The following is a 20,167-nucleotide window of genomic DNA, read 5'->3' on the forward strand; positions in this document are numbered from 1 at the left end:
TCCTCGAAAACCACTAAAAACTCTTTTTAGTAAACTCAAAACCACCCTGAGAGACAGCTGTAACAAAGGGTAGTGTATAGTGTTAATTTGTCTTATACCCTGTATAGCGTTAATTTGTCCTATGCCCCCATCAATGTCTTGTTTAGCTTTGCTGTTCAACAGCCTGATGTAATAGCCTGAACATTAGCTGAGTAATCATTATACAGGACAGTGCAACTACGCCTAAGAAAAAAATCCGTGTTAGCATGGTAACTAGCGGTAAAGCCTGACATGTCTACAACATCTGCTATCGTATTTTTATGACCAGGATGAGATGGACGTGCCGGGCGGATTACTTCAATGGGCATGCCGGCGCGAATTCGCACCATGAGTACGTCGACATTGTCATTATATTTCAGCATGTAAGAGCCAGTGGACATAATTGATGGGTAGCAGGCACTGTCTACCCTGCATTTTAACTGACTTAATTTAATTGCAGAATTAATTGCCTGTTCCAATGATTTTACGGCGGCTATCCGCGCATCGCTGCCGATGTTTATGAACCTTGGTGCGACAGTTACTGCCAAAACACCCAAAATCACGATAACTATTATCAATTCGATTAAGGTGAAACCCTTTTGATATTTACAATTAGGCATACACTTTTATTTCCGATTTATTTTGTTTTTATATTCACGCAAACAACAGTGTTTGCTTCTTTCTGACAGTCAATTGTACAAATATTACTTCAGGGTTGGTTATTGGCGTCAATACGTAAGTATGTGAAACAATCAGCTAATAACAATGGTGAGCATATTACGTAAGCAATTAAGAAATATGCAGTTTTAGGTTATCACTAAACATACACGCCTCAATGGTAACTTCTGTTCAACAAGGTTATTTTTATTCCACGGCTCTTTAGAATGATAGATTGTTAATTCGCGTATTTTGAATCTCCAATATTTATGGAATTCTAATTTTAGTCTAATTAACGGAAGTGCTTTATGGAGGGTTCTTACGATGCTTTGGGCAAGGTATCGTCATTCAATTAATATGTATATCTTTAGCTATTTGATCCTGACTGTCGGGAACTTAATAAGAGGTTATCCGACATTAGGAGAATCTAAGTATTGAAATAACAGTGTGCTCTTTTAGTAATAAACGTTTAAATATAGGGCTGTTATTTTTTTAGCTATACCTATTTCTTTCGATCATAATGCTAAATTACTGATATTATTAATTAAGTTTCTTCGAGTTAATTATGAAAACTAGATATACGTTCAGGGTTTATCGAGAAGTCAGGGAAATACACTGTTAGTCTTACGTAGAATGTGAGTATAATCCGAATACTATTATATTAGACAGACGGAATGCGAATCGTATGAAATCCCCGATTAACAAATTTGTTTTCTTAATCGTTTTTATAATGTTATCTATGGGTTGTTCAAGTAACCTCGCTAAGGAATTTGTTTATGTATTAGCGCAGTCACCTTCAGAAAATCAATGTCAGTTTAAACGACCTCAAGAAAGAGATTCATGTTTAATCAATGCTAGAAATAGAATAACTTACGAGCAATATAAAAAAGAACGAGAAATAATCAATGGTAATAAACAAAGCACGGGTGCCAGTGTAAAACTAACAAGTCATTAAAGCAGGACTAAAAACAGCGGGCTATTTGCGCCGCTCCATTTTAGCCCACCACTTTTATTTAGCCTCTTTTTATTTAGCCTCTTAACGAGGCGTTGAGGCTGTAGAATTTCTATTTTTCAGCTAGTCTTTAGTTTATTTTACGTAGGCTTATGCCTGCCAAAACAGAGAGATTCGTTGGCAGGCGTTTGTAAAACATTGAAGGGACCACAATGTGAAAAAATATTCAACGCTAGTAACCGTAGTTTGCATAATTCTTATCGGATCTGTTGCAGTTATAATATCAAATTCAACTACCCATGTTTCAGGCCAGATCGAACTTTCTAACATCAAACCGCAGCAAAAAAATGAAGTAGAAAATATTCAAAAAATAGAAGTTTCTCAAAACCAAATTGTAAAGCTCGATTGTGAGGCCTACTCAAAAGCGTTTTTATCCTTAGATATCAAGCCGAAAATAATTCGCAATGTGATAACTGCAAATTTGAATGATGATCTAAAGCGTTTGATTGAATTAACTCCAAGTGATATCAACGACTTGAATAATGCGCTAAATGTTGATGTTAACAACGACGTATTTTCCGCTCGCTTCGACTTTAAATTTAATGAAAAATTTACTTATTCACCAATTAAAATTGACTCAAATGTAATTGCTGCGTTGAATAATACATCAGATAAAGATATTGACTCAACGATTATGTCTGTTCTGGATTCTGACAAATTTACCAAGTACTTTAAACAAGAAAATACTACTGGTAGTTTACTAATTTCATTTTTGAAAATAGCTAAATCAAGCATAGCCAATCAAGTCATTGCCGCGTTCATAGAGAAAAACTATAAAGTTTCTGAATACGACTTGATTGCAGCAACTAGAATGGGCTTAAGTGATATGAAAATGAGGTCACTGCTCAACAACTATGCTGGTTCGTTAAATTTTGAATTTGATGCAGGTTTAAAAAGTATAAACCTCGTACTTTATGCTGGGCTAACAAACAATATTCGCTTAGTAAATTTTTGGTTTGAAAATGGTGTAAACCCTTATGCAAACGCTAAAGTAGGGGGACCGCTTGACCTAATGGCATTGTTTGACAACGACGCGAATAATCAACATTGGGTTGGAGTTGAAAATGCGCTGGCGATAGGTATACGCCCGATGATGGAGTCAACTTATAGCTCATTCCTGAAATACAACAAGGATAATAACTATCCGTTAAGTAATCTTGAAGAATATGATATCGCGCCGTCGTTCACTAACCGTGAACTGCTTGAAAATATTATCATCAAACAAGCCGAATTGTTGCTTGTGCAGCACTCAATAAATGCTAAGGGGATCGATTACGACTGCGCTCTGGCGTTTTTTAGAAATATTGAGAAAATTAGGAACAACACTGATACTAAAGAAAGTGGTTTGAGCGAAAATAATAATTTGAAAGAGGGCTCAAACGAAGCCTTCAACATATACAAATCTTATCTAGGAGGTTTAATTACTCTGGAGACAGCCTTAGAGAGTTTAAATGACTTAGATACATTGGTATCAAAATTATCATTTGATAAGCTCTTCTTTAAAATTCAGATGCAAAATCTGCAAGACAAATTGGCTGGAGATAAAAGATCGGTAAAAACAAAAAACGCTATCGGTGCTGCGAAGTTAGAAAGCGCAGAGAATTGGGAAAGCGCTGAACTTCTTCTTGATGAAATTGATGACTTGTCTTCTATCGATAAGAACTCAGCTAAATTGCTTGTTGCAATTAATGCAATGCGACCGATTAGCGAAATCAAAACTATATTGAATCAACCAGTTAAAGTTGATATCGACCACGCAATAACTGCAATAGTTCGTGACCACGATCTTGCGTTAAATGAATTGTTTAATGCTGGCCTTAATCCTAACTCTGAAGATGCCTCCGGTTCACTTCTCATCTTCTTTGCCGTAAATTACAAAGCGATAGATTCTTTCAAAGTTCTGATTGCTAATAATGCGTCACTTAAGCACGCTCGAGGGGGAATGGATGCACTTGATATGGCACTTAGCAAATATGGTGAAGACCAATCGTTTCCTTGGTTTACAAGAGAATTACTGCGAGCGGGCCATAAAATAGAATACTCGCATATACAACTAATCAGAGCGTTGTATATCGGAAAATCTGAAGAGATCGGTGATTTAATTAACGAATTCGATATTGAGATATGATTAAAATACCGAGTTATAAAACACTCATATAGTTGATTACTGTAAGTTTTTTCGACTTAAGTTGTACATCCTATTGTTATTTGGCTAATGAATGTTGTGGCAAAGTTCTTTTGCCCACAGGTTAGTAGTATTGTAAATGTTATCATTCGTCTCTTTTCAAAATCTAACTAAAAAGTATAAAATTTGGCCACCAAAAGATTGCTGAAAAGGCACAGCAGTCTCACCGGGGCTCGATTTGTACTTTGCAAGCAAAGTGATTTGATGGCAAAAGAGGAGTATTACAGCAGCAACAACTATGGCCATTGACTGCATTCGGCTAACCACGATACTTAGCCCCCAACCTTCATTGTGTCAAAGCATTGATGTCAATCCAACCGACCGTTCACTTGACTAAACAGAATTACCATATTGTTTAAAGCTAATTTGGTGGTCAAATAAAGTACGCCAAAGCATTGTTTTTGAGTACCGAGGTGAAGTATTTTTGCTTCAATGGCCAAGAAAATGTTGAATTAGAGTGGCTTTGCTATGATTTTTTTTAAACATAAGTCCTTCAAATTTCAAGCGACGGAAAAGGTATCCTTAGCCCCCCATCGCTATCAAAACATTACTTACAAAAACTTAGCTGACTTACCATAGTGACTCGGCTTTAGTTAGTTAGGGCTTTGAATACAAATTGGTTTGAGTGCAAGGGGGAATTGGCTGAAAGTTAAATATTTAAGGTTCTTGAGGCTATTGGCCATTGAACGCAAAAATATTAACGAGTAATAGGTAAATTAAGTCGTCCGGATGGCAAGATTACATAGTGCGACGGGCAGGAATGAGCGAATTGCAGACCCTCACTGTTGAGTTAGTATAGCTGACCCAATAGCAACAGCTCGCCGATTTTCCCCAATGAATGTCTGCGTAATTAGTGCAAAAAAACTCAAACACACTGGCCTATAAGTTTTAAGTTGTACCGCTACATTTTTAATATGACTGCTTTCTTTACACTCCCAAGGAGTTTATCAGCGCAAGATAATGAAGTTCTAACAGCGATAACCCTTGCGGAGGGGTTTTGTCATGAATTAGGAGGTGTCAGGTTTCTTTACATTTTCTCTTATGGAATAAATGTAAAATCAACTAACATTTTGTATTATATGAATAATTTAATATAGGCATAAATTTTGCGTTTAAACCTTTGTAGACAACAGTCTCTTCCTATTAACTAATTCTTAGCACTTCCGTGTTGCGCTTTTCTAATCTGAAGTCCTTACCTCAGGAATATACTGCCCGGCAATGGGCCTTACTGTTAACGTGATATGGAAATAACAAATGAAATATAAGTTTTTTAAACTTACCAGCGTATGCTTAATGACCTTAGTTTTTGGTATGAATTTAGCATATGCGGCACCCATTCTACTGACGTTTGATTGGACTGGACAATGCGACGATTGCCAAGGCCCTAATGGTGCTATAGATGTCCCAGGGACTAATATGAAAGATGGTTACACTCAGGACGTATCAGGTTTACTTAAGCTAAATTATGACCCGGACATTGACCCCCTTCTTGCTCAGTTCGAATTTGTTTCATTTGTTTATAATGGGTCATCGATACTACATAAATTCGAGGCATTAGGATTTTCTGAGGGAGTTGATGTATCTAAAGCCTTGACCGTGTTAGGCGATAGTGTAGTTGTTACATCTACATTGACTTTTGACGCCCATGCATTTACATATAAGGGGGACTTCATGGAATGGAAAGCATTAGACTTTATTTATACTTATTGTGTTAACCCTGATCTGGGGGTTGTGTTGGCATTCTGTCAAGTATCAGAAGTCAAGAAGTATAAAATTTGGATGGAACCCATAGGAGATGAGGCATTTTGGGCGGGTGTTGATTATGATCTGAGATATAGCATGTCCGCGAACGCGAACGGGCCGAGTATTGGAGATGATGGAGGCAGAGGGGGTGGTTCGCGCGATATAGGTTATGATTCAAAATTTGTTATGAGAGGCACTTTACCGTCACCTTTAGCCAACCCGGTACCAGAACCCTCTACAATCGCTCTTTTTGCCTTAGGGGTGTTAGGTTTAAGTTTGCGTCGTAAGAAGTGCGCTTAAATTTTACGGTTGTACCATTATTTCTAATTATCGACGATGGTATGCCTGAACAAACCCATGTAACCCAATGTTGTCGATAATCATCAAGAAACGCTTGCCAATTCGGTAAGCGTTTTTTTTGCTCATAAAGCTGCGATAATCGACGTATATGATTTTCTAGTGTTCGTTTTGAAACGGTTATTTTTTCTTCACCAAACTGATAACCCAAAAAGTCGAACCCCGCTTTAATTCGACCTATGGTTGTTTTATCAGGGTGTTGTTTTAACTTTAGTTTTGCAAAGTGTTGATTAACCGTTTTAATGGCCTTTCTTAATTTACATCTTGTTGTTGATAATACAATCACATCATCCATGTACCGCCTGTAAAAAACAGGTTTACCTTCCATTTCTTTATCAAGCTCATACAGATAAAAACTCGATATCAGAGAACTTAATGAACAGCCTGATGAAATACCTTGAGTGAAATCGGTAAACAAACCGCCATATTCCACGCTGCGCTTTGCATACTGTGCTAATAAATTCATAACCTGTTTATCTTTTACAAACACAGAGAGTTTATCTAATAAAATTTCGTGGTTAATTGACTCATAATAAGATTTCACATCAGTACGAAACACAAAGGTATGGCTTGATACTTGATTGTGTATTCCAGTGACCGTGTGTTTACTGCCACCATTACCTTTTAAATGGGTACACAGCTTAGATGACGGTAAGTACCTTGATAACACAAGGGATAACAGTTTTAACACTAGGCTATCGATTGATGTCCATACATGTATGACTTCACCTGTTGATTTGGTTACCTTTTGCAGCGGTTTGAAAGTAAAGGTGTCTGAGGTTAACTCAGCTATTAGTTTGGCTTTGACTTCTACCCAATGAAACCGCACATCCCAGACATCACTGTTCACCGGAAAGTGTTTTCGCTGTTGACATAACCAGTTATAGGCTTCGTCAACTAAGTCTGAGTTTGCTAATTCGTTCATCATAATAATGAAAGTTACACCATCAGCATGGGATTAGGAAGCCTCTATTCGGTTGATGTGACTATATCTCACTGAAGGATAGGATGATGACACAGCAACGTTAAGGGGTATCAAATGACTGCTTTAGAGCCAGACCTCATAGTTCAGTTGTAAACATCGTATGGCGGGTTTTGGCACTAAGCCGCCTATCAGACTCAACCATCCTCAGCATATACTTCGATGACCCCGTTGAAAGATTAATTCAATCTATATTCGAATTGTGCAAAACACGAAAATAACGAGCGCTAAAAGTGCAAAAGCAATAACACCATCACGCTCGCCCTACTTCATTCTCTAATTAAGCCTCGCTCTCACTGTCTTTCTCTGACAGAGCCCGCAAGAGCGTAAGCATTTCACTTTGCTCTTGTGACAGTTTTTGCTTTAACTCTGTAAATTGCTCTTTTTGTTCAGCGATTAAATCATCTTTGCTCTTAAGCTCAGCTTTTAATAATGAAATCTCGTCCATCAAGCCACAATTCAAAAGATCGCTTTGCTCCTTCACCTCGGCTGCTTCATCTCGATACACCTTACAAAGTTGCTCGCGTTCTTTTTCATGCTGGTTTACAAGAAACTGACTAAATTTAAGCAATTCAGCATGAACAACGTTCACGTGTGGCTCAATAAATTTGACGAGCTCGCTAGGTAATTTATTGTGTGGCTTATATTTTTCAATGTAGTCAATACCCTCAGGTGAACTCATAAAATCATCGAGAATTTTTTGGTATCTGACAATTTGGCCCCCATTGTAATGAATCTTAAGTTTATGAGCAGACGGTAATGCACCATCTCTAATCATTGATTTAGCCACCAAGGTCACTTCATGCGGTTCTGCAATTGCTTTTCCCATAATATTTCTCCATTAAGTAATGAGATTAGATTCAACTGTACTAGTCTTAGCTAAAGAGCAATGGATTAGAGGTATAGGCTTCCAATCAAACTCTTTAACCAACTTAATGATGACAGACTTTTTTGGAAAGAGACGACGAAATACAAATAGTTGTAAAAAACACAATTAAAATATAAGCAACTGATTTATAGTTAAATTTAACCAAACTCTCAAAGTTAGTTAGTTAGTTAGTTATAAAACGTACCAATTAATTGTCGTAATTTCTGTGCTAAGTAGTTTTTCATGACGACTTAACAAAATAACCTCATCACCACACGATAGCCCGATCAATCAGCTCTTTTAGTAGTTTCAAGTCGATTTCATTCACGTCAGAGTATGTGCCCAGGGTAATTTCATCATCTTGCGCATGACCTACAATCCTTTTGATCAAATGCTTCTGCTCGCCTTTCTTCACACAAGTCGACACAAAGGTATGTCGCAACGAGTGAAAAACAACTGACTTCTTCTCTTTCTCCTCTTTGTCACAATCAATACCTATATTTTTAAGGACCGTTCGATTAAACCAGCGGCTGATTGAATCACCCCACCCAGCCTTACCTGCCTTTTTCTTACCTACTCGTATTTGAGGAAACAGTAAGCTTTTGCCTTGAGACCGCAGTTTATCGACATACCTCAACAAGCCCATGTCTAAAATAACCTGTGCAATCGGAACCAGTCGCCTTGAATCCATGTTTTTCACATCGCTAGACGTCAAGTCAAAGCACCAGATACCGTCAACTTGCTTAACGCTATCTAGTGTGATTTCTGATATCTCGTTTAACCGCATTCCACTGTACACTGCGATTGGAACGAACCATTTAGCATCTTGTCGAAAAACGCGCGCCTCTGAGCCGTGCAGTGGTTTATATGCTAACAATCGCTTAATTTCGCTTTCTGTAAATGGCCTGCGTTTTATCGAGTCCATCTCATTTTTAGCAATCGATACACCAGCAAAAGGATTTTTATCTATTCCATCTACATTCTTCTCTAGATATGAGAAAAACGTACTGTAATTTGATAGATAACCATTAATTGTTTTAGGATTCAGAAACTTGTCGCTGCAGCCTTTTGAAGCATTTGACTTGCGCGCTAGTAGTGCTGTCTTGATGTGTTGTACATGTTGCTTAGTAATACTCCTGCAGTCGCTTTCAGGGGGTACTGTTTCGAAGAACACACTGAATTTAGACCGATAACCTTCAATCGTATCTTCATCAATTGTTCTGCTCTTCTCCTGAAGAAACAGGGATAATTGATTGCCGATACTGTGAAAATTGATGCCGTCAGGCTGCTTATTGGCTTCGTGCTGATCAAGACGCACCTTTACTTGATTTTGGTCCGCCATTGCGATTGTAAAATTATGCAGCTCTTCACTAGTACACGACTGCACGGAGCCAGTAGCCTCGAGTCGATAATCAGCAAGTTGCGTCTTAAGTTCATCTAACTGATGAGTAAGCGCATTGACCATGTCACGGTAGTCTAAATACTTGTGCTCTAAATCGATGTTCACATCAACTCGATCATTAGAGACCGTTTCAAGCATGGCCAATTGCTCACTTGGCGTTACCAGTTGCTCCGAATGCGTTTTCAAAGTTTGCATGTCTTCTTCAGACAGAGGCTTTTGCAAGTTGTCAGACTGATCTAAGCCATGCTCTAACATTAGCTTACCCACTTTTAATAACTCAGCGAACCTTTGTCTAAGCAAGGCCTTGAACTGTGCATTTGAGTTTGAGGGCTCGTGTTGAAGCTCGTGTTCAACCGAGTTAAGTGTATCGCCCAGCGAGACCACAGACTTTACAGTGTTGTTTGAAAAGCACTCCATGCTTATCTCCTTCATTAAATTCCGTTTAATGTAAAACGCTAACCATTTGGCGTCGTCGTACGACGAAGTACGCAACGACGCAACAAAGTAACCGTCAGGCTTAATATAGTCGATATTTTTAAAAAAATTCATTCTGAAGCGAATAAAGTAATTCTGGGAATCTTGATAGCGATATAAGTGTGTTGGAGAAGAGTTTTTCATGCGCAACCTGTCATTTTGTGACAGAGTTCTGTGACAGAGTCTGAATAGACCCTGAACCTGCGTCGCTGCAGCCCTTACTACATAAGGGCTTCAACATTATCTGGCGGAGAGAGAGGGATTCGAACCCTCGTTAGGTTTAACCCTAAACACACTTTCCAGGCGTGCGCCTTCAGCCACTCAGCCACCTCTCCAATTGGCGCGTATAGTAAGGAAAACCTTGACAGCTTTCAAGTACTGATTTACGCATTTCCTTTTAATGTCATGTTTAATTCAGCGGCAAACCCAAGCATTCTGTTTAGTGGTACTAATGCGCGCTGCCGCAATGCTTCCTCTACAAAGATTTCTTTACCTTGGTGATCCACCAATGCATCTCTCATAGCCTCTAAGCCATTCATTGCCATCCATGGACAAAGTGCGCAGCTGCGACACGTCGCGCCATTACCAGCAGTTGGTGCTGCAATAAACTCTTTGTTTGGTGACAACTGCTGCATTTTATAAAAAATGCCTTTGTCGGTGGCGACAATAAACTTCTGATTGGGGAGCTCTGTGGAAGCCTTTATTAGCTGAGATGTAGAACCAACAGCGTCTGCCATTTCAACCACGCTAGCAGGCGACTCAGGGTGCACTAGCACCGCTGCGTCGGGATGTAAGTGCTTTGCTTTGAGCAGTGCTTGCGCTGAAAACTCATCATGCACAATACATTCGCCGTTCCACATAAGCATTTCTGCGCCAGTTTCTTTTTGAATGTAAGCACCTAAATGTTTATCTGGCCCCCAAATAATCTTTTTACCTTGGCTATCAAGGTGTTCAACAATTTCAAGTGCGATGCTTGATGTCACCACCCAATCCGCCCTAGCCTTCACTGCAGCTGAGGTATTTGCATAAACCACAACGGTATGATCTGGGTGTGCGTCGCAAAATGCAGAGAATTCCTTAACTGGGCAACCTAAGTCGAGCGAACAGGTTGCTTCGAGGGTTGGCATAATGACAGTTTTTTCTGGACTTAAAATTTTAGCAGTTTCACCCATAAATTTTACGCCAGCAACTAACAAGGTTTTTTCTTGTGCATCACGGCCAAACCGCGCCATTTCAAGTGAGTCTGAAATACAGCCGCCGGTTTCTTCTGCTAAGGCTTGAATAACTGGGTCGGTATAATAATGCGCAACTAACACCGCATTTTTTTGCTTGAGAAGTATTTTGATCTCTGACTTGAGTTGCTCAACATAATCCGAGGTTATCGGTATAGGCATAGCTGGAAAAGGATAGGATATGCGTTGTGATTGTACTGCGTGGATCATATGCAAAGTGTGTAATTTGTTATGGTCCGGGTAGTATAACTCAGTGCGTCCAAGAATTCACAGATTGATGGTAACAAATTTACCAGCTTGAATTGGTTTTTTGTAAACCTAGATGGCGGTTTGTATTTTTTCGCTTGTAAGAAAGAAGTGGTGGGTCGTGCTGGGTTCGAACCAGCGACCAATTGATTAAAAGTCAACTGCTCTACCAGCTGAGCTAACGACCCACTTTCAAAGGATGGTTGGTGTAGATAATTGGTGGGTCGTGCTGGGTTCGAACCAGCGACCAATTGATTAAAAGTCAACTGCTCTACCAGCTGAGCTAACGACCCAATGTGCTTTTCCTGCGTTGCTTATCTACCTCAACGGCGGCATATAATACTGAAATCGAAACTCGGTGCAACCTTTAAATACGATTTATTTGATTTAACTTTAAAACTGTGTGTAAAGTAAACAAAAAGCTCATAGTTTAAAAACTACAAGCTTTTTAATTGTTCATTTGCCAAACGGCTTGGTGTTGCGTCAGGGTACTCTGTAACCACTTGTTCGAACAATCGCTTTGCTTTTGCCTTGTTACCGACTGATTTTGCAACCATACCAAGCTTCAAAATCGCGTCTGCACGCTTGGGGGAATCAGCAAATTTATTCACTACGCTTTCAAATTGCTGCCTTGCACCATCCCAATCTTGTTTATTAAACAACAACTGACCTAGCCAATAATGTGCATTATCGGTGTAGCTCGAGCTTGGAAAAGTAGATAAAAAAACTTGAAACGCAGGAATAGCGTCATCGTAATTGCGTTCTTTGAGTATCAGATTAACTGCTGACTGATAAGCCTGCTCTTCAGATTGCCCTGCTGGTCGAGTAGCTTGCGCGCTTGGCGCAACAACTCCGACTGAATTTCCTGCTGATATTGTCTGTTCCGATAAGTTAGAAAAACGATTTTGCAACTCAAGATAGAGCTCTCTTTGGCGCTCTAATATTTGTCCTAATTGATGATTGTGAAGCTCAATAGATCCTCTTATCTCATCAACGTCGCCTTGTAACATGTCAAGTTGTTGCTGAACGCGCTGTTGAGCCTCAACACGGCTTTGGTCTTTGCGTTCTAGTATCAGCAAGCGAGTGGCAACGTCCGTCGGGTTAGTGATAACCGGAGGCGTGTTTTGCACCTTGTCATTTTGAGCGGTGTCATTTTGAGCGGTGTCATTTTGAGCGGTGTCATTTTGAGCGGTAACAGGTTGTGGCTGATTAGTTTGTTTTGGATCATTTAAATCGACAACAGGCGCTTGAGCAAAAGCCCAAGCGCCTGTGAAACTAATAAGACCAACTATAATAATTGGTTTAATCATAATTGCTTACTGATAAACCACAATACCGCGACGGTTTTGAGCAAATGCATACTCAGATCCGCCTTGAACTGCTGGTTTTTCTTCACCGTAAGAAACAACTGATACTTGTGCAGAGCTTACGCCTGCATTCATCAAATATGTCTCGACAGATTGCGCACGACGCTCGCCTAATGCAATGTTGTACTCTGGTGTACCGCGGTTATCACAGTGACCCTCGACTACAATTGACTGTCCTGGATTCTTAACTAAAAACGCAGCGTGCATATCTAATACTGCATGAAAGTCAGATTTAACTGATGCTTGGTCGAAGTCAAAATAAACGACGTTTTGAGCAACCAACGTGGCTTTTTCATTTTCGAACATATCTTTGGCTTTTTGAAGAGCATCAGCCTTAGCAACATCAACACGCTTAGCTTCAGCATCAGCAGCCGCTTCAGCTTCAGCAACTTGTTGTGCAGCTGCTTCTGCTTGGCTATTCGCTTCAGCTTCAAGTTCTGCATCTGTTGGGCCAGACTTACATGCCGCTAGGGTTACTAAAGGCACAACAATCAAAAGCGTTTTAAGTGCATTTTTGTTCAACATACTAGATCCTTATTATATTTTAAAATTCAATTTACAGTAAAAACGGCGACCAACTAGGAGATTTAACCTCCCCATCAGCAACTGGTTCTTTAAACGAGAAGCGTCCATCAAGTGAAACCCATGCTAATGCCGGTTTTCCATACTCTAGCACACTATATATTATCATACTTCCATTCGGCGAAATACTGGGCGACTCGTCCAGATAAGTATTTGTCAGCACCAACATGTCACCGTTTTTTAAATCTTGCTTAGCTATATGATAATCACCCCTGGTGCGATTTACGATAACTAATTGCGAATTATCAGGGGTTATAGCACCGCCTAAATTCATCTCACCTTCAAAGGTTAGCCTACTTTTTCGATTAGTTGCTAAATTTACTTGATAAATCTGCGGTTTACCACCCCGTTCCGACGTAAATATCAAGCTTTTTCCATCTGGCGTCCAAGAAGGCTCTGTATCAATTGCTCTGTTTCGCGTAATTCTGGTTAAATTTCGAGTTTGTAAATCCATTATGTAAATTTCTGGATTACCGTCCTTAGACAGCACCATTGCTAGCTTCTTGCCATCAGGTGAAAAATTTGGCGCGCCATTTATGCCCGGAAAATCGGTCAATCTGGTGCGACTTGTCGTGTAAATGTCCTGTAAATAAATTTGTGAGCGTTTATTTTCAAAACTCACGTAAGCCAAAGTGTTGCCATCTGGCGACCATGTTGGCGACATTAAAGGCTCGGGAGATGACAATAACGTTGTTGGGTTTACATTATCGTAGTCGGCTATGACTAAACGATATGGTTTTGGGTTGGTATCACGATCCAACACTTTGATATAAGCGATGCGTGTTAAGAAAGCGCCTCTCTGACCGGTTAACTTTTCATACACAATGTCACTGATAATATGGGCATATTGACGAAAATCACCGCCATTAATTGTTTTCGTGCGTTTTTCAATAACGTGGTCACGTGTCATCACCAATTTTCCGTTCTCAAGCGTTTTAGCTTGTCCGCCTGTTGCTTGCGCACGCAGAACATCAACCAGCTCAAAAGTCACTAAATACTGGTTCAAACCTGTCGATTCAACACTTCCGACTAGCACCATATCAATGCCTTTTTGTGCCCACGCAGCATAGTTTATTTCAGTATCTGTGGTTGGAAACTGGGGCATTAATGACAACTTCAAGGGACTAAACTTGCCACTGCGCTGGAGGTCAGAAGCAACAACTTCGCTTAAATTTTCTGGCAAGGATGTATTGCCTAAATATTTAAACGGCACAACGCCAATTGGGCGCGCAGACTCAATACCACCGGTAATGATTATTTCATTAGTAGCAGCGTTTAATTGAAAGTTAAAAAATAATAGTACAGCAGCTGCCATTATCGTTACTTGTTTGCTGCTAAATTTTAATATCCAAGTTGCCATGAATTTAGATAATCCTCTAGTTGGTATTATTGATTTAAATAACTGCTTGTTGGCAATTATAAAAAATAGTGTTAACGCTGTTTACTCAAATTAATCAAAAATAAACCATAAGTAGTGCATCTTTTTAGATAGGACATAGTGTTAGCTAATTAGTTCTCATAAACTAGCGTCGTATCTCTTAATTTTTCATTAACGTCTTTATTACTTGGCATCGGTAATGTTCCTGCTTTCATCGCGGCTGTCCGCAGCGCTAAACACAAAGACTCATCGCCTGTCCCGACTGCATCTAAAACTAAACCGTTAGAAGCAATTCGCAGTCGAAGTCGGCAAGACTTGCCCACTATACTGCCTGTTTGTATCAAATTCTGTTCAATCCGTGCTTTAATTTTGCTATTGGCAATTTGCAACTCAGACAATATCTGACGCTGCCTGCGCTCATTACGATCCGCTTGTTCAAGCTGCATTTTTTCCTGCATTGCATTGTCTCGTACCGCACGTTCTTGATCTGCCTTATCTTGGCGCGCCTTTTCTATCTCTTGTTTTTGCGCTTTTTCTTGCGCTAACCTCGCTTTTTGCTGTAGTTCTCGCTCTTTGCTTAACTGTTCTTCCTTCTGCTTTTTGGCATCAGCCGCTTTTTTACGCTTAACTTTATCAGCAGTGTCGCTCTCTTGTCTCTTGCGTTCTACTTCTTTACGTTTATTTGCAGCTTCTTGATCTTGTTTTCTTTTTGCTTCAGCTTCAGATTGTTGTTTTTCACGCTTATTTTGTTCTATTACATTACTGTCGATGAAGGTTGCTTCGATAATATTTGGCGCTTGAGTATCTTTATCACCTGTCGCCAGATCGACCGGTGCTGCTGAAAACTTAAAACTCACCAATAAAGACAGGACAATAAACAGGTGCCCAGCGCCAGAAATCAAAAATGATTTTTGCTGCAAGGTTAGCGATTTTTTCTCTTTCGTGTCGCTTGGCTTAGGTTGGTTTTGTGCACTCATCAATTACGCTTTATTTGGGTCAGTCATTAAACCTACCGATGGCGCACCCGCATTTTGCAACAACACCATCAACTCAACCACTTTTTCGTAATTAACTCTACCATCGCCATTCACTACGACTGGAATAGTTGGCGTTTGTGCTAGCTTAGCTTGTACTAGTGTAGCAACATCCACCGCGGTGAGTTCCTCGTCAGGATTATCGCCGATATTCAAAAAGTACTGCCCTTGTGCATTTATCGACACAATTAACATGTCGTCTTCGTCAGTCTCAATGGTTTTTGCATCAGATTTTGGCAGATCAACTTTCACGCCTTGCATTACTGCGGTTGCTGTTGCCATAAAAATAACCAAAAGAACCAACATAACGTCGATATATGGTACGACGTTAATTTCTGATACTGGCTTTCTGCGTTTTCTCACATACATGTTAACTCTCCTAATTCAGGTCAATAAATTTACTATAAGTTATTGAGACTGTTGACTGGAGGACGCCATATTCTGACGATTTAATATAGCTGAAAACTCTTCCATAAAGTTACCATAGGCATTTTCTAACTTCTCAACACTATGACTAAAGCGGTTATATGCGACTACGGCTGGAATAGCCGCAAACAGTCCAATAGCGGTCGCAATAAGCGCTTCCGCTATACCAGGAGCAACCATGGCTAACGTGGCTTGCTTTGCTTGACCCAGGGCAATGAATGAATTCATGATCCCCCATACTGTGCCTAATAAACCAATATAAGGTGAAATTGAACCGACGGTAGCTAAGAATGGTAGGCGCGCTTCAAGCTCGTCAACTTCGCGTGACATAGTCACGCGCATTGAACGATAGGTACCGTCCATAATAGCATCATTAACGGCACCGGATGTTTTACGTAAGCGCACATATTCTTTAAATCCAGCACAGAATATAAGGGGCAAACCGGTTAATTGAGCTCGGGCAGAAAGTTCTTGATAAAGCTTGTTCAAATCAGCACCTGACCAAAACTTGTCTTCAAAGGTTTTCATTTCTTTTGTTGCTGCGCTCAATACAGCATTTCTTTGAAAAATAAATGCCCATGAAACAACCGACATGGTTAATAACAACAGCATAATAAATTGCACAACAATACTTGCTTCTAACAGCAAGTTGAGGATAGACATTTCAGACGTCACGTTTAATTTCCCTTAATATAAAGCCAGGTATAGCGATTGGTTTCATCTTTTCCAAATCGACACAGGCTACTCTGACCTCAGCGCTAACGAGTAGTTCTTTTTCAGTACTCGTAACATTGTTATTGTTGTTATGCGTATTAGCAGAATCTTTGACACGATAAGCGTGTTGCCGAAAAACCATACTTGCCTTCTTCAATTCTACTACCTGACAACTAATGCTCAACATATCATTGAAAGCAGCCGCTTTACTATTTTTCATAGTAAGTTCTTTGACGACAAAACCGATTGATTGTTCCAATAAAGTTTTTTGTTCTATACCCAAGTGCCTTAACCACTCGGTACGCGAGCGCTCCATAAAATTCAAATAATTAGAGTGGTAGACAAGTCCACCAGCGTCAGTGTCTTCGTAATATATGCGTATCGGTATCGAAAAAGGTTCATTATTGAGCAAAAACGACTCCTTTCAGGTTAGATTTCATATAGCAAACTATCCATTATCACTAATTTATATAGGTCATCGTTACTATGAATATAAACATAAGTGGGATAAGAATATTATCGGATTTAAAGGCATAAAATACAACACATAAATTGGATTAGAAAAACTAATCTATAATAAGAATATTTCTCGTTTGATATCTCATCGGATGGGTTTATGCTAGATCGCATTGAATAGCTGCCACAACTTAGTTGTATTGCTTTTGATGTTCCCTGACAACAGTTTTCCTTCCGTTTTACTTGTTGTTTTGCCCATGCATTGCGTGGGCTTTTTTTTGCCTAATATATGTGATTAGTATCTAGTCAACCTTTGGCATAATTAAACCAAAATGCAAATATGCGTGCTGAGTTGCAATTCGTCCGCGCGGAGTCCGCTGTAAAAAGCCTTGCTGAATTAAATACGGCTCTATAACGTCCTCTATAGTTTCTTTTTCTTCACCTATTGCTGCTGCTATATTATCTAAGCCGACAGGCCCACCCATGAACTTTTCAATGATCGCGAGTAACAACTTTCTGTCCATAAAATCAAAGCCTTTGTTGTCAACGTCAAGCATATTCAGCGCTCTACCTGCAACGTCGGCATTTATCTTGCCGTCGGCTTTAATTTCAGCGTAGTCTCTTACTCTACGCAATAAACGGTTAGCTATTCGAGGCGTACCACGTGAACGCTTTGCCATCTCAAACGCCCCTTCTTTCTCCATACTTAATTTTAAATAAGCGGCACTACGCTGAATAATATCGGTTAAATCGGCGACGTTATAAAATTCTAAACGTTGCACAATACCAAAACGATCTCGTAGCGGAGAGGTTAATGATCCAGCTCTGGTAGTAGCACCAATTAATGTAAACGGCGGGAGATCGAGTTTGATACTGCGCGCCGCTGGCCCCTCACCAATCATGATATCCAATTGATAGTCTTCCATCGCTGGATACAGGATTTCTTCAACGACCGGGCTTAAGCGGTGAATTTCATCAATAAACAAGACATCGTTTTCTTCAAGATTCGTCAGCAATGCAGCGAGATCACCGGCTTTTTCCAGCACCGGACCCGAGGTGGTTTTTATATTCACTCCCATTTCATTAGCGACAATATTAGCCAGTGTGGTTTTACCTAAACCTGGAGGACCAAATATAAGCAGATGATCAAGCGCATCGTTGCGCTTTCTGGCTGCTTGAATGAAAATTTCCATTTGTTCACAGACATGATCTTGACCGGTGTAATCACTGAGCATTTTCGGTCGAATTGCGCGGTCAATAACTTCATCTTCCGGGTCAGCAATGGCTTGTATTAAGCGATCAGCTTCAATCATAACGACTCCCTACCTTTTTGTAATCTTTTAGGATTAAGCATAATGTGAATACGCGTCGTAAAATAATCAGGATATAAATTTAACCCCATACTCCTAAACCATTGCCTTAAGTGACACTCTGATTGCCTGCTCACTTGTCATACCTTCAGTATAAACTTGTTTTATGACTCTCTCTGCTTGCACCGGTTTATAACCCAAGGCGAGCAAAGCACTTAAGGCCTCATTTTTAGCATGTGCGTCGCCTCTTAATGAGGGACGTTGAATCGGACTATTCGGCGCAGCAGGACCCGCCCCATCAAAATGCGTATCGCTGCGTGATAGTTTTTCTAATTTGTCTTTTAATTCTACAACTAAACGCTCGGCGGTTTTTTTGCCTACACCGGGAAGCTTGACTAAATTTGAGATATCTTCATGAATGACACATTGCACGAAATCTTGTGCCGACATACCAGACAATATAGTACAGGCGAGTTTGGGGCCGACACCGTTGGCTTTTATGAGTTCGCGAAACAGCGCGCGCTCTGAGGTATCTGAAAAACCAAATAATAATTGCGCATCTTCACGTACAACAAAGTGAGTATAAATAGTCGCCACTTCACCGATATCGGGAAGCTGATAGAAACTGGTCATCGGCAATTGGATCTCATAACCCACACCATTCACGTCGACCAAAACATCGGGTGGCGTTTTATCAATTAACGTGCCTTTAATTCTGCCAATCATCGGATTGTTGTCCTGCCTTATTTATCTTCTTAAGCGACCGCGCACGATCTTCGAAATTTTGCCTGCGCTTTTACCTGACATTTTAATCAGGCTCTGCGACGTGTGAATATGACATAAAGCAACAGCCAATGCATCAGCTGCGTCGGCCTGTGGTGTTGCGTTCAACTTTAACAAGGTCATTACCATATGCTGAACTTGGGTTTTGTCTGCCCCACCCGAACCCACTACAGATTGTTTAATTTGGCGTGCTGAATATTCAGCGACCGGCAAGTCAAAGTTAGTAGCAGCTACGATAGCTGCCCCGCGAGCTTGCCCGAGTTTAAGCGCTGAATCGGGATTTTTAGCCATAAACACTTGTTCTATTGCAAATTCAGTAGGAGCAAACTGGGTAATAATTTCACTGACGCTGTCAAAAATACGTTTCAAACGAATGGAGAGTTCGTCATGCGTTAAACGAATACATCCACTACCCAAATAGCTCGCCTTACCACCCACGACTTTAATAACGCCGTAGCCTGTAATTCTTGAACCTGGATCAATACCTAAAATAATGCTCATGAGCTAATCCGGAACAAATTGCGCAATCGCATCGCGATTGGTTTTTGACCAAACTCGTTGTATTGCTTCTTGTTTGCTTGTCCAATTAAAGTCGGTGTGTTCTGTCAACACGATAGGCAAACCAGCGGGTACTTTTACGCAAAAAACATATTCGTTATTAAATTCAGTGCCCGGGGGATATCGGTACAACCAAATTGGTCGAATTTTGTATTGATTCATTAGTCGACAATCCAATATGGGATGAGTCGATTTAGGCATTGCAATGCCGGTCTCTTCAGCTAACTCGCGATAGGCAGCATTGAGCGGTATTTCCCCCACCTCAATGGTACCGGTTACCGATTGCCAAAAGTTAGCATCGTCATCACGCTGCATAATCAGCACTTGCTTGCGTTCATCTCTGATCACAACCAACACTGATTCTGCGCGTTTCAGTTGCATGT

The 20,167-nt window shown here is 40.2% G+C and carries 19 protein-coding genes and 3 tRNA genes; 3 read left to right on the forward strand and 19 right to left on the reverse strand.

Going from position 1 to position 20,167, the window contains the following annotated elements:
* Positions 1–155: 155 nt before the first annotated feature.
* Positions 156–638, reverse strand: coding sequence for a prepilin-type N-terminal cleavage/methylation domain-containing protein (locus G399_RS22735; RefSeq protein ID WP_006010534.1), 483 nt, complete (start codon positions 636–638; stop codon positions 156–158).
* Between the two features lie 722 nt (positions 639–1,360).
* Between G399_RS22735 and G399_RS0106330 the strand changes: the two genes are divergently transcribed.
* From G399_RS0106330 to G399_RS0106340, 3 genes are all read left to right on the forward strand, one after another.
* A complete protein-coding gene (locus G399_RS0106330; RefSeq protein WP_006010536.1) occupies positions 1,361–1,630 on the forward strand; it encodes a hypothetical protein in 270 nt (89 codons plus the stop codon).
* Positions 1,631–1,841: 211 nt separating this feature from the next.
* Positions 1,842–3,815 carry a hypothetical protein gene (locus tag G399_RS0106335; RefSeq protein ID WP_006010537.1) on the forward strand — a complete coding sequence of 658 codons (1,974 nt, stop codon included), beginning with the start codon at positions 1,842–1,844 and terminating at the stop codon, positions 3,813–3,815.
* Positions 3,816–5,126: 1,311 nt separating this feature from the next.
* On the forward strand, positions 5,127–5,915 hold the full coding sequence (locus G399_RS0106340) for a PEP-CTERM sorting domain-containing protein (protein ID WP_026843525.1): 789 nt from the start codon (positions 5,127–5,129) through the stop codon (positions 5,913–5,915).
* On the opposite strand, the gene G399_RS0106345 is transcribed toward G399_RS0106340, so the two are convergent.
* The 18 genes from G399_RS0106345 to nudB form a co-directional block, all read right to left on the reverse strand.
* On the reverse strand, positions 5,851–6,900 hold the full coding sequence (locus G399_RS0106345) for a reverse transcriptase/maturase family protein (protein ID WP_006010539.1): 1,050 nt from the start codon (positions 6,898–6,900) through the stop codon (positions 5,851–5,853). The two genes, G399_RS0106340 and G399_RS0106345, sit on opposite strands and share 65 nt — an antisense overlap.
* A 334-nt stretch (positions 6,901–7,234) precedes the next feature.
* On the reverse strand, positions 7,235–7,783 hold the full coding sequence (locus tag G399_RS0106350) for a hypothetical protein (protein ID WP_006010540.1): 549 nt from the start codon (positions 7,781–7,783) through the stop codon (positions 7,235–7,237).
* A 307-nt stretch (positions 7,784–8,090) separates the two neighbouring features.
* Positions 8,091–9,842 carry a site-specific integrase gene (locus G399_RS0106355; protein WP_006010541.1) on the reverse strand — a complete coding sequence of 584 codons (1,752 nt, stop codon included), beginning with the start codon at positions 9,840–9,842 and terminating at the stop codon, positions 8,091–8,093.
* A 101-nt stretch (positions 9,843–9,943) separates the two neighbouring features.
* Positions 9,944–10,033: transfer RNA gene (locus tag G399_RS0106360), tRNA-Ser, on the reverse strand.
* A gap of 48 nt (positions 10,034–10,081) precedes the next feature.
* Positions 10,082–11,140, reverse strand: coding sequence for a quinolinate synthase NadA (gene nadA, locus G399_RS0106365; RefSeq protein ID WP_026843527.1), 1,059 nt, complete (start codon positions 11,138–11,140; stop codon positions 10,082–10,084).
* Between the two features lie 148 nt (positions 11,141–11,288).
* A tRNA-Lys gene (locus G399_RS0106370) sits at positions 11,289–11,364 on the reverse strand.
* A gap of 29 nt (positions 11,365–11,393) precedes the next feature.
* A tRNA-Lys gene (locus G399_RS0106375) sits at positions 11,394–11,469 on the reverse strand.
* A 144-nt stretch (positions 11,470–11,613) separates the two neighbouring features.
* Positions 11,614–12,486, reverse strand: a complete 873-nt coding sequence (ybgF, locus tag G399_RS0106380; protein ID WP_006010543.1) for a tol-pal system protein YbgF — start codon at positions 12,484–12,486, stop codon at positions 11,614–11,616.
* Positions 12,487–12,492: 6 nt separating this feature from the next.
* Positions 12,493–13,068, reverse strand: coding sequence for a peptidoglycan-associated lipoprotein Pal (pal, locus tag G399_RS0106385; RefSeq protein WP_006010544.1), 576 nt, complete (start codon positions 13,066–13,068; stop codon positions 12,493–12,495).
* A 31-nt stretch (positions 13,069–13,099) separates the two neighbouring features.
* Complete coding sequence (gene tolB, locus G399_RS0106390; RefSeq protein ID WP_006010545.1) at positions 13,100–14,485, reverse strand: Tol-Pal system beta propeller repeat protein TolB; 1,386 nt, start codon at positions 14,483–14,485, stop codon at positions 13,100–13,102.
* 149 nt (positions 14,486–14,634) lie between these two features.
* Positions 14,635–15,480 (reverse strand): cell envelope integrity protein TolA, encoded by an 846-nt coding sequence (tolA, locus tag G399_RS0106395; RefSeq protein ID WP_006010555.1) that lies wholly within the window; start codon positions 15,478–15,480, stop codon positions 14,635–14,637.
* Between the two features lie 3 nt (positions 15,481–15,483).
* Positions 15,484–15,906 carry a protein TolR gene (gene tolR, locus G399_RS0106400; RefSeq protein WP_006010557.1) on the reverse strand — a complete coding sequence of 141 codons (423 nt, stop codon included), beginning with the start codon at positions 15,904–15,906 and terminating at the stop codon, positions 15,484–15,486.
* A gap of 39 nt (positions 15,907–15,945) precedes the next feature.
* Positions 15,946–16,638 (reverse strand): protein TolQ, encoded by a 693-nt coding sequence (tolQ, locus tag G399_RS0106405; RefSeq protein ID WP_006010559.1) that lies wholly within the window; start codon positions 16,636–16,638, stop codon positions 15,946–15,948.
* Entirely contained in the window at positions 16,628–17,089 is a 462-nt protein-coding gene (locus tag G399_RS0106410; RefSeq protein ID WP_026843529.1) for a tol-pal system-associated acyl-CoA thioesterase, read from the reverse strand. The genes tolQ and G399_RS0106410 overlap by 11 nt, the downstream gene beginning before the upstream one ends.
* Positions 17,090–17,435: 346 nt before the next feature.
* Positions 17,436–18,446: a Holliday junction branch migration DNA helicase RuvB gene (gene ruvB / locus G399_RS0106415; protein ID WP_006010563.1), complete on the reverse strand. Its 1,011-nt coding sequence runs from the start codon at positions 18,444–18,446 to the stop codon at positions 17,436–17,438.
* A 93-nt stretch (positions 18,447–18,539) separates the two neighbouring features.
* Positions 18,540–19,169, reverse strand: a complete 630-nt coding sequence (ruvA, locus tag G399_RS0106420) for a Holliday junction branch migration protein RuvA (RefSeq protein WP_006010564.1) — start codon at positions 19,167–19,169, stop codon at positions 18,540–18,542.
* A 21-nt stretch (positions 19,170–19,190) separates the two neighbouring features.
* Positions 19,191–19,727 carry a crossover junction endodeoxyribonuclease RuvC gene (gene ruvC, locus G399_RS0106425; protein ID WP_006010566.1) on the reverse strand — a complete coding sequence of 179 codons (537 nt, stop codon included), beginning with the start codon at positions 19,725–19,727 and terminating at the stop codon, positions 19,191–19,193.
* A gap of 3 nt (positions 19,728–19,730) precedes the next feature.
* Positions 19,731–20,165 carry a dihydroneopterin triphosphate diphosphatase gene (gene nudB / locus G399_RS0106430; RefSeq protein ID WP_006010568.1) on the reverse strand — a complete coding sequence of 145 codons (435 nt, stop codon included), beginning with the start codon at positions 20,163–20,165 and terminating at the stop codon, positions 19,731–19,733.
* Positions 20,166–20,167 lie beyond the last annotated feature (2 nt).

This window comes from Brumicola pallidula DSM 14239 = ACAM 615 (assembly GCF_000428905.1).
Lineage (GTDB): Bacteria > Pseudomonadota > Gammaproteobacteria > Enterobacterales > Alteromonadaceae > Glaciecola > Glaciecola pallidula.

Bases quoted from the DNA above. Each gene is read 5' to 3' on its own strand.
- ruvB (WP_006010563.1), bottom strand. From the start codon at position 18,446: ATGATTGAAGCTGATCGCTTAATACAAGCCATTGCTGACCCGGAAGAT.
- nadA (WP_026843527.1), bottom strand. From the start codon at position 11,140: ATGATCCACGCAGTACAATCACAACGCATATCCTATCCTTTTCCAGCT.
- G399_RS0106355 (WP_006010541.1), bottom strand. From the start codon at position 9,842: ATGAAAAACTCTTCTCCAACACACTTATATCGCTATCAAGATTCCCAG.
- G399_RS0106330 (WP_006010536.1), top strand. From the start codon at position 1,361: ATGAAATCCCCGATTAACAAATTTGTTTTCTTAATCGTTTTTATAATG.
- G399_RS22735 (WP_006010534.1), bottom strand. From the start codon at position 638: ATGCCTAATTGTAAATATCAAAAGGGTTTCACCTTAATCGAATTGATA.
- nudB (WP_006010568.1), bottom strand. From the start codon at position 20,165: ATGCAACTGAAACGCGCAGAATCAGTGTTGGTTGTGATCAGAGATGAA.
- ruvA (WP_006010564.1), bottom strand. From the start codon at position 19,169: ATGATTGGCAGAATTAAAGGCACGTTAATTGATAAAACGCCACCCGAT.
- ruvC (WP_006010566.1), bottom strand. From the start codon at position 19,727: ATGAGCATTATTTTAGGTATTGATCCAGGTTCAAGAATTACAGGCTAC.
- G399_RS0106345 (WP_006010539.1), bottom strand. From the start codon at position 6,900: ATGATGAACGAATTAGCAAACTCAGACTTAGTTGACGAAGCCTATAAC.
- tolB (WP_006010545.1), bottom strand. From the start codon at position 14,485: ATGGCAACTTGGATATTAAAATTTAGCAGCAAACAAGTAACGATAATG.
- G399_RS0106340 (WP_026843525.1), top strand. From the start codon at position 5,127: ATGAAATATAAGTTTTTTAAACTTACCAGCGTATGCTTAATGACCTTA.
- G399_RS0106350 (WP_006010540.1), bottom strand. From the start codon at position 7,783: ATGGGAAAAGCAATTGCAGAACCGCATGAAGTGACCTTGGTGGCTAAA.
- pal (WP_006010544.1), bottom strand. From the start codon at position 13,068: ATGTTGAACAAAAATGCACTTAAAACGCTTTTGATTGTTGTGCCTTTA.
- tolA (WP_006010555.1), bottom strand. From the start codon at position 15,480: ATGAGTGCACAAAACCAACCTAAGCCAAGCGACACGAAAGAGAAAAAA.
- ybgF (WP_006010543.1), bottom strand. From the start codon at position 12,486: ATGATTAAACCAATTATTATAGTTGGTCTTATTAGTTTCACAGGCGCT.
- tolR (WP_006010557.1), bottom strand. From the start codon at position 15,906: ATGTATGTGAGAAAACGCAGAAAGCCAGTATCAGAAATTAACGTCGTA.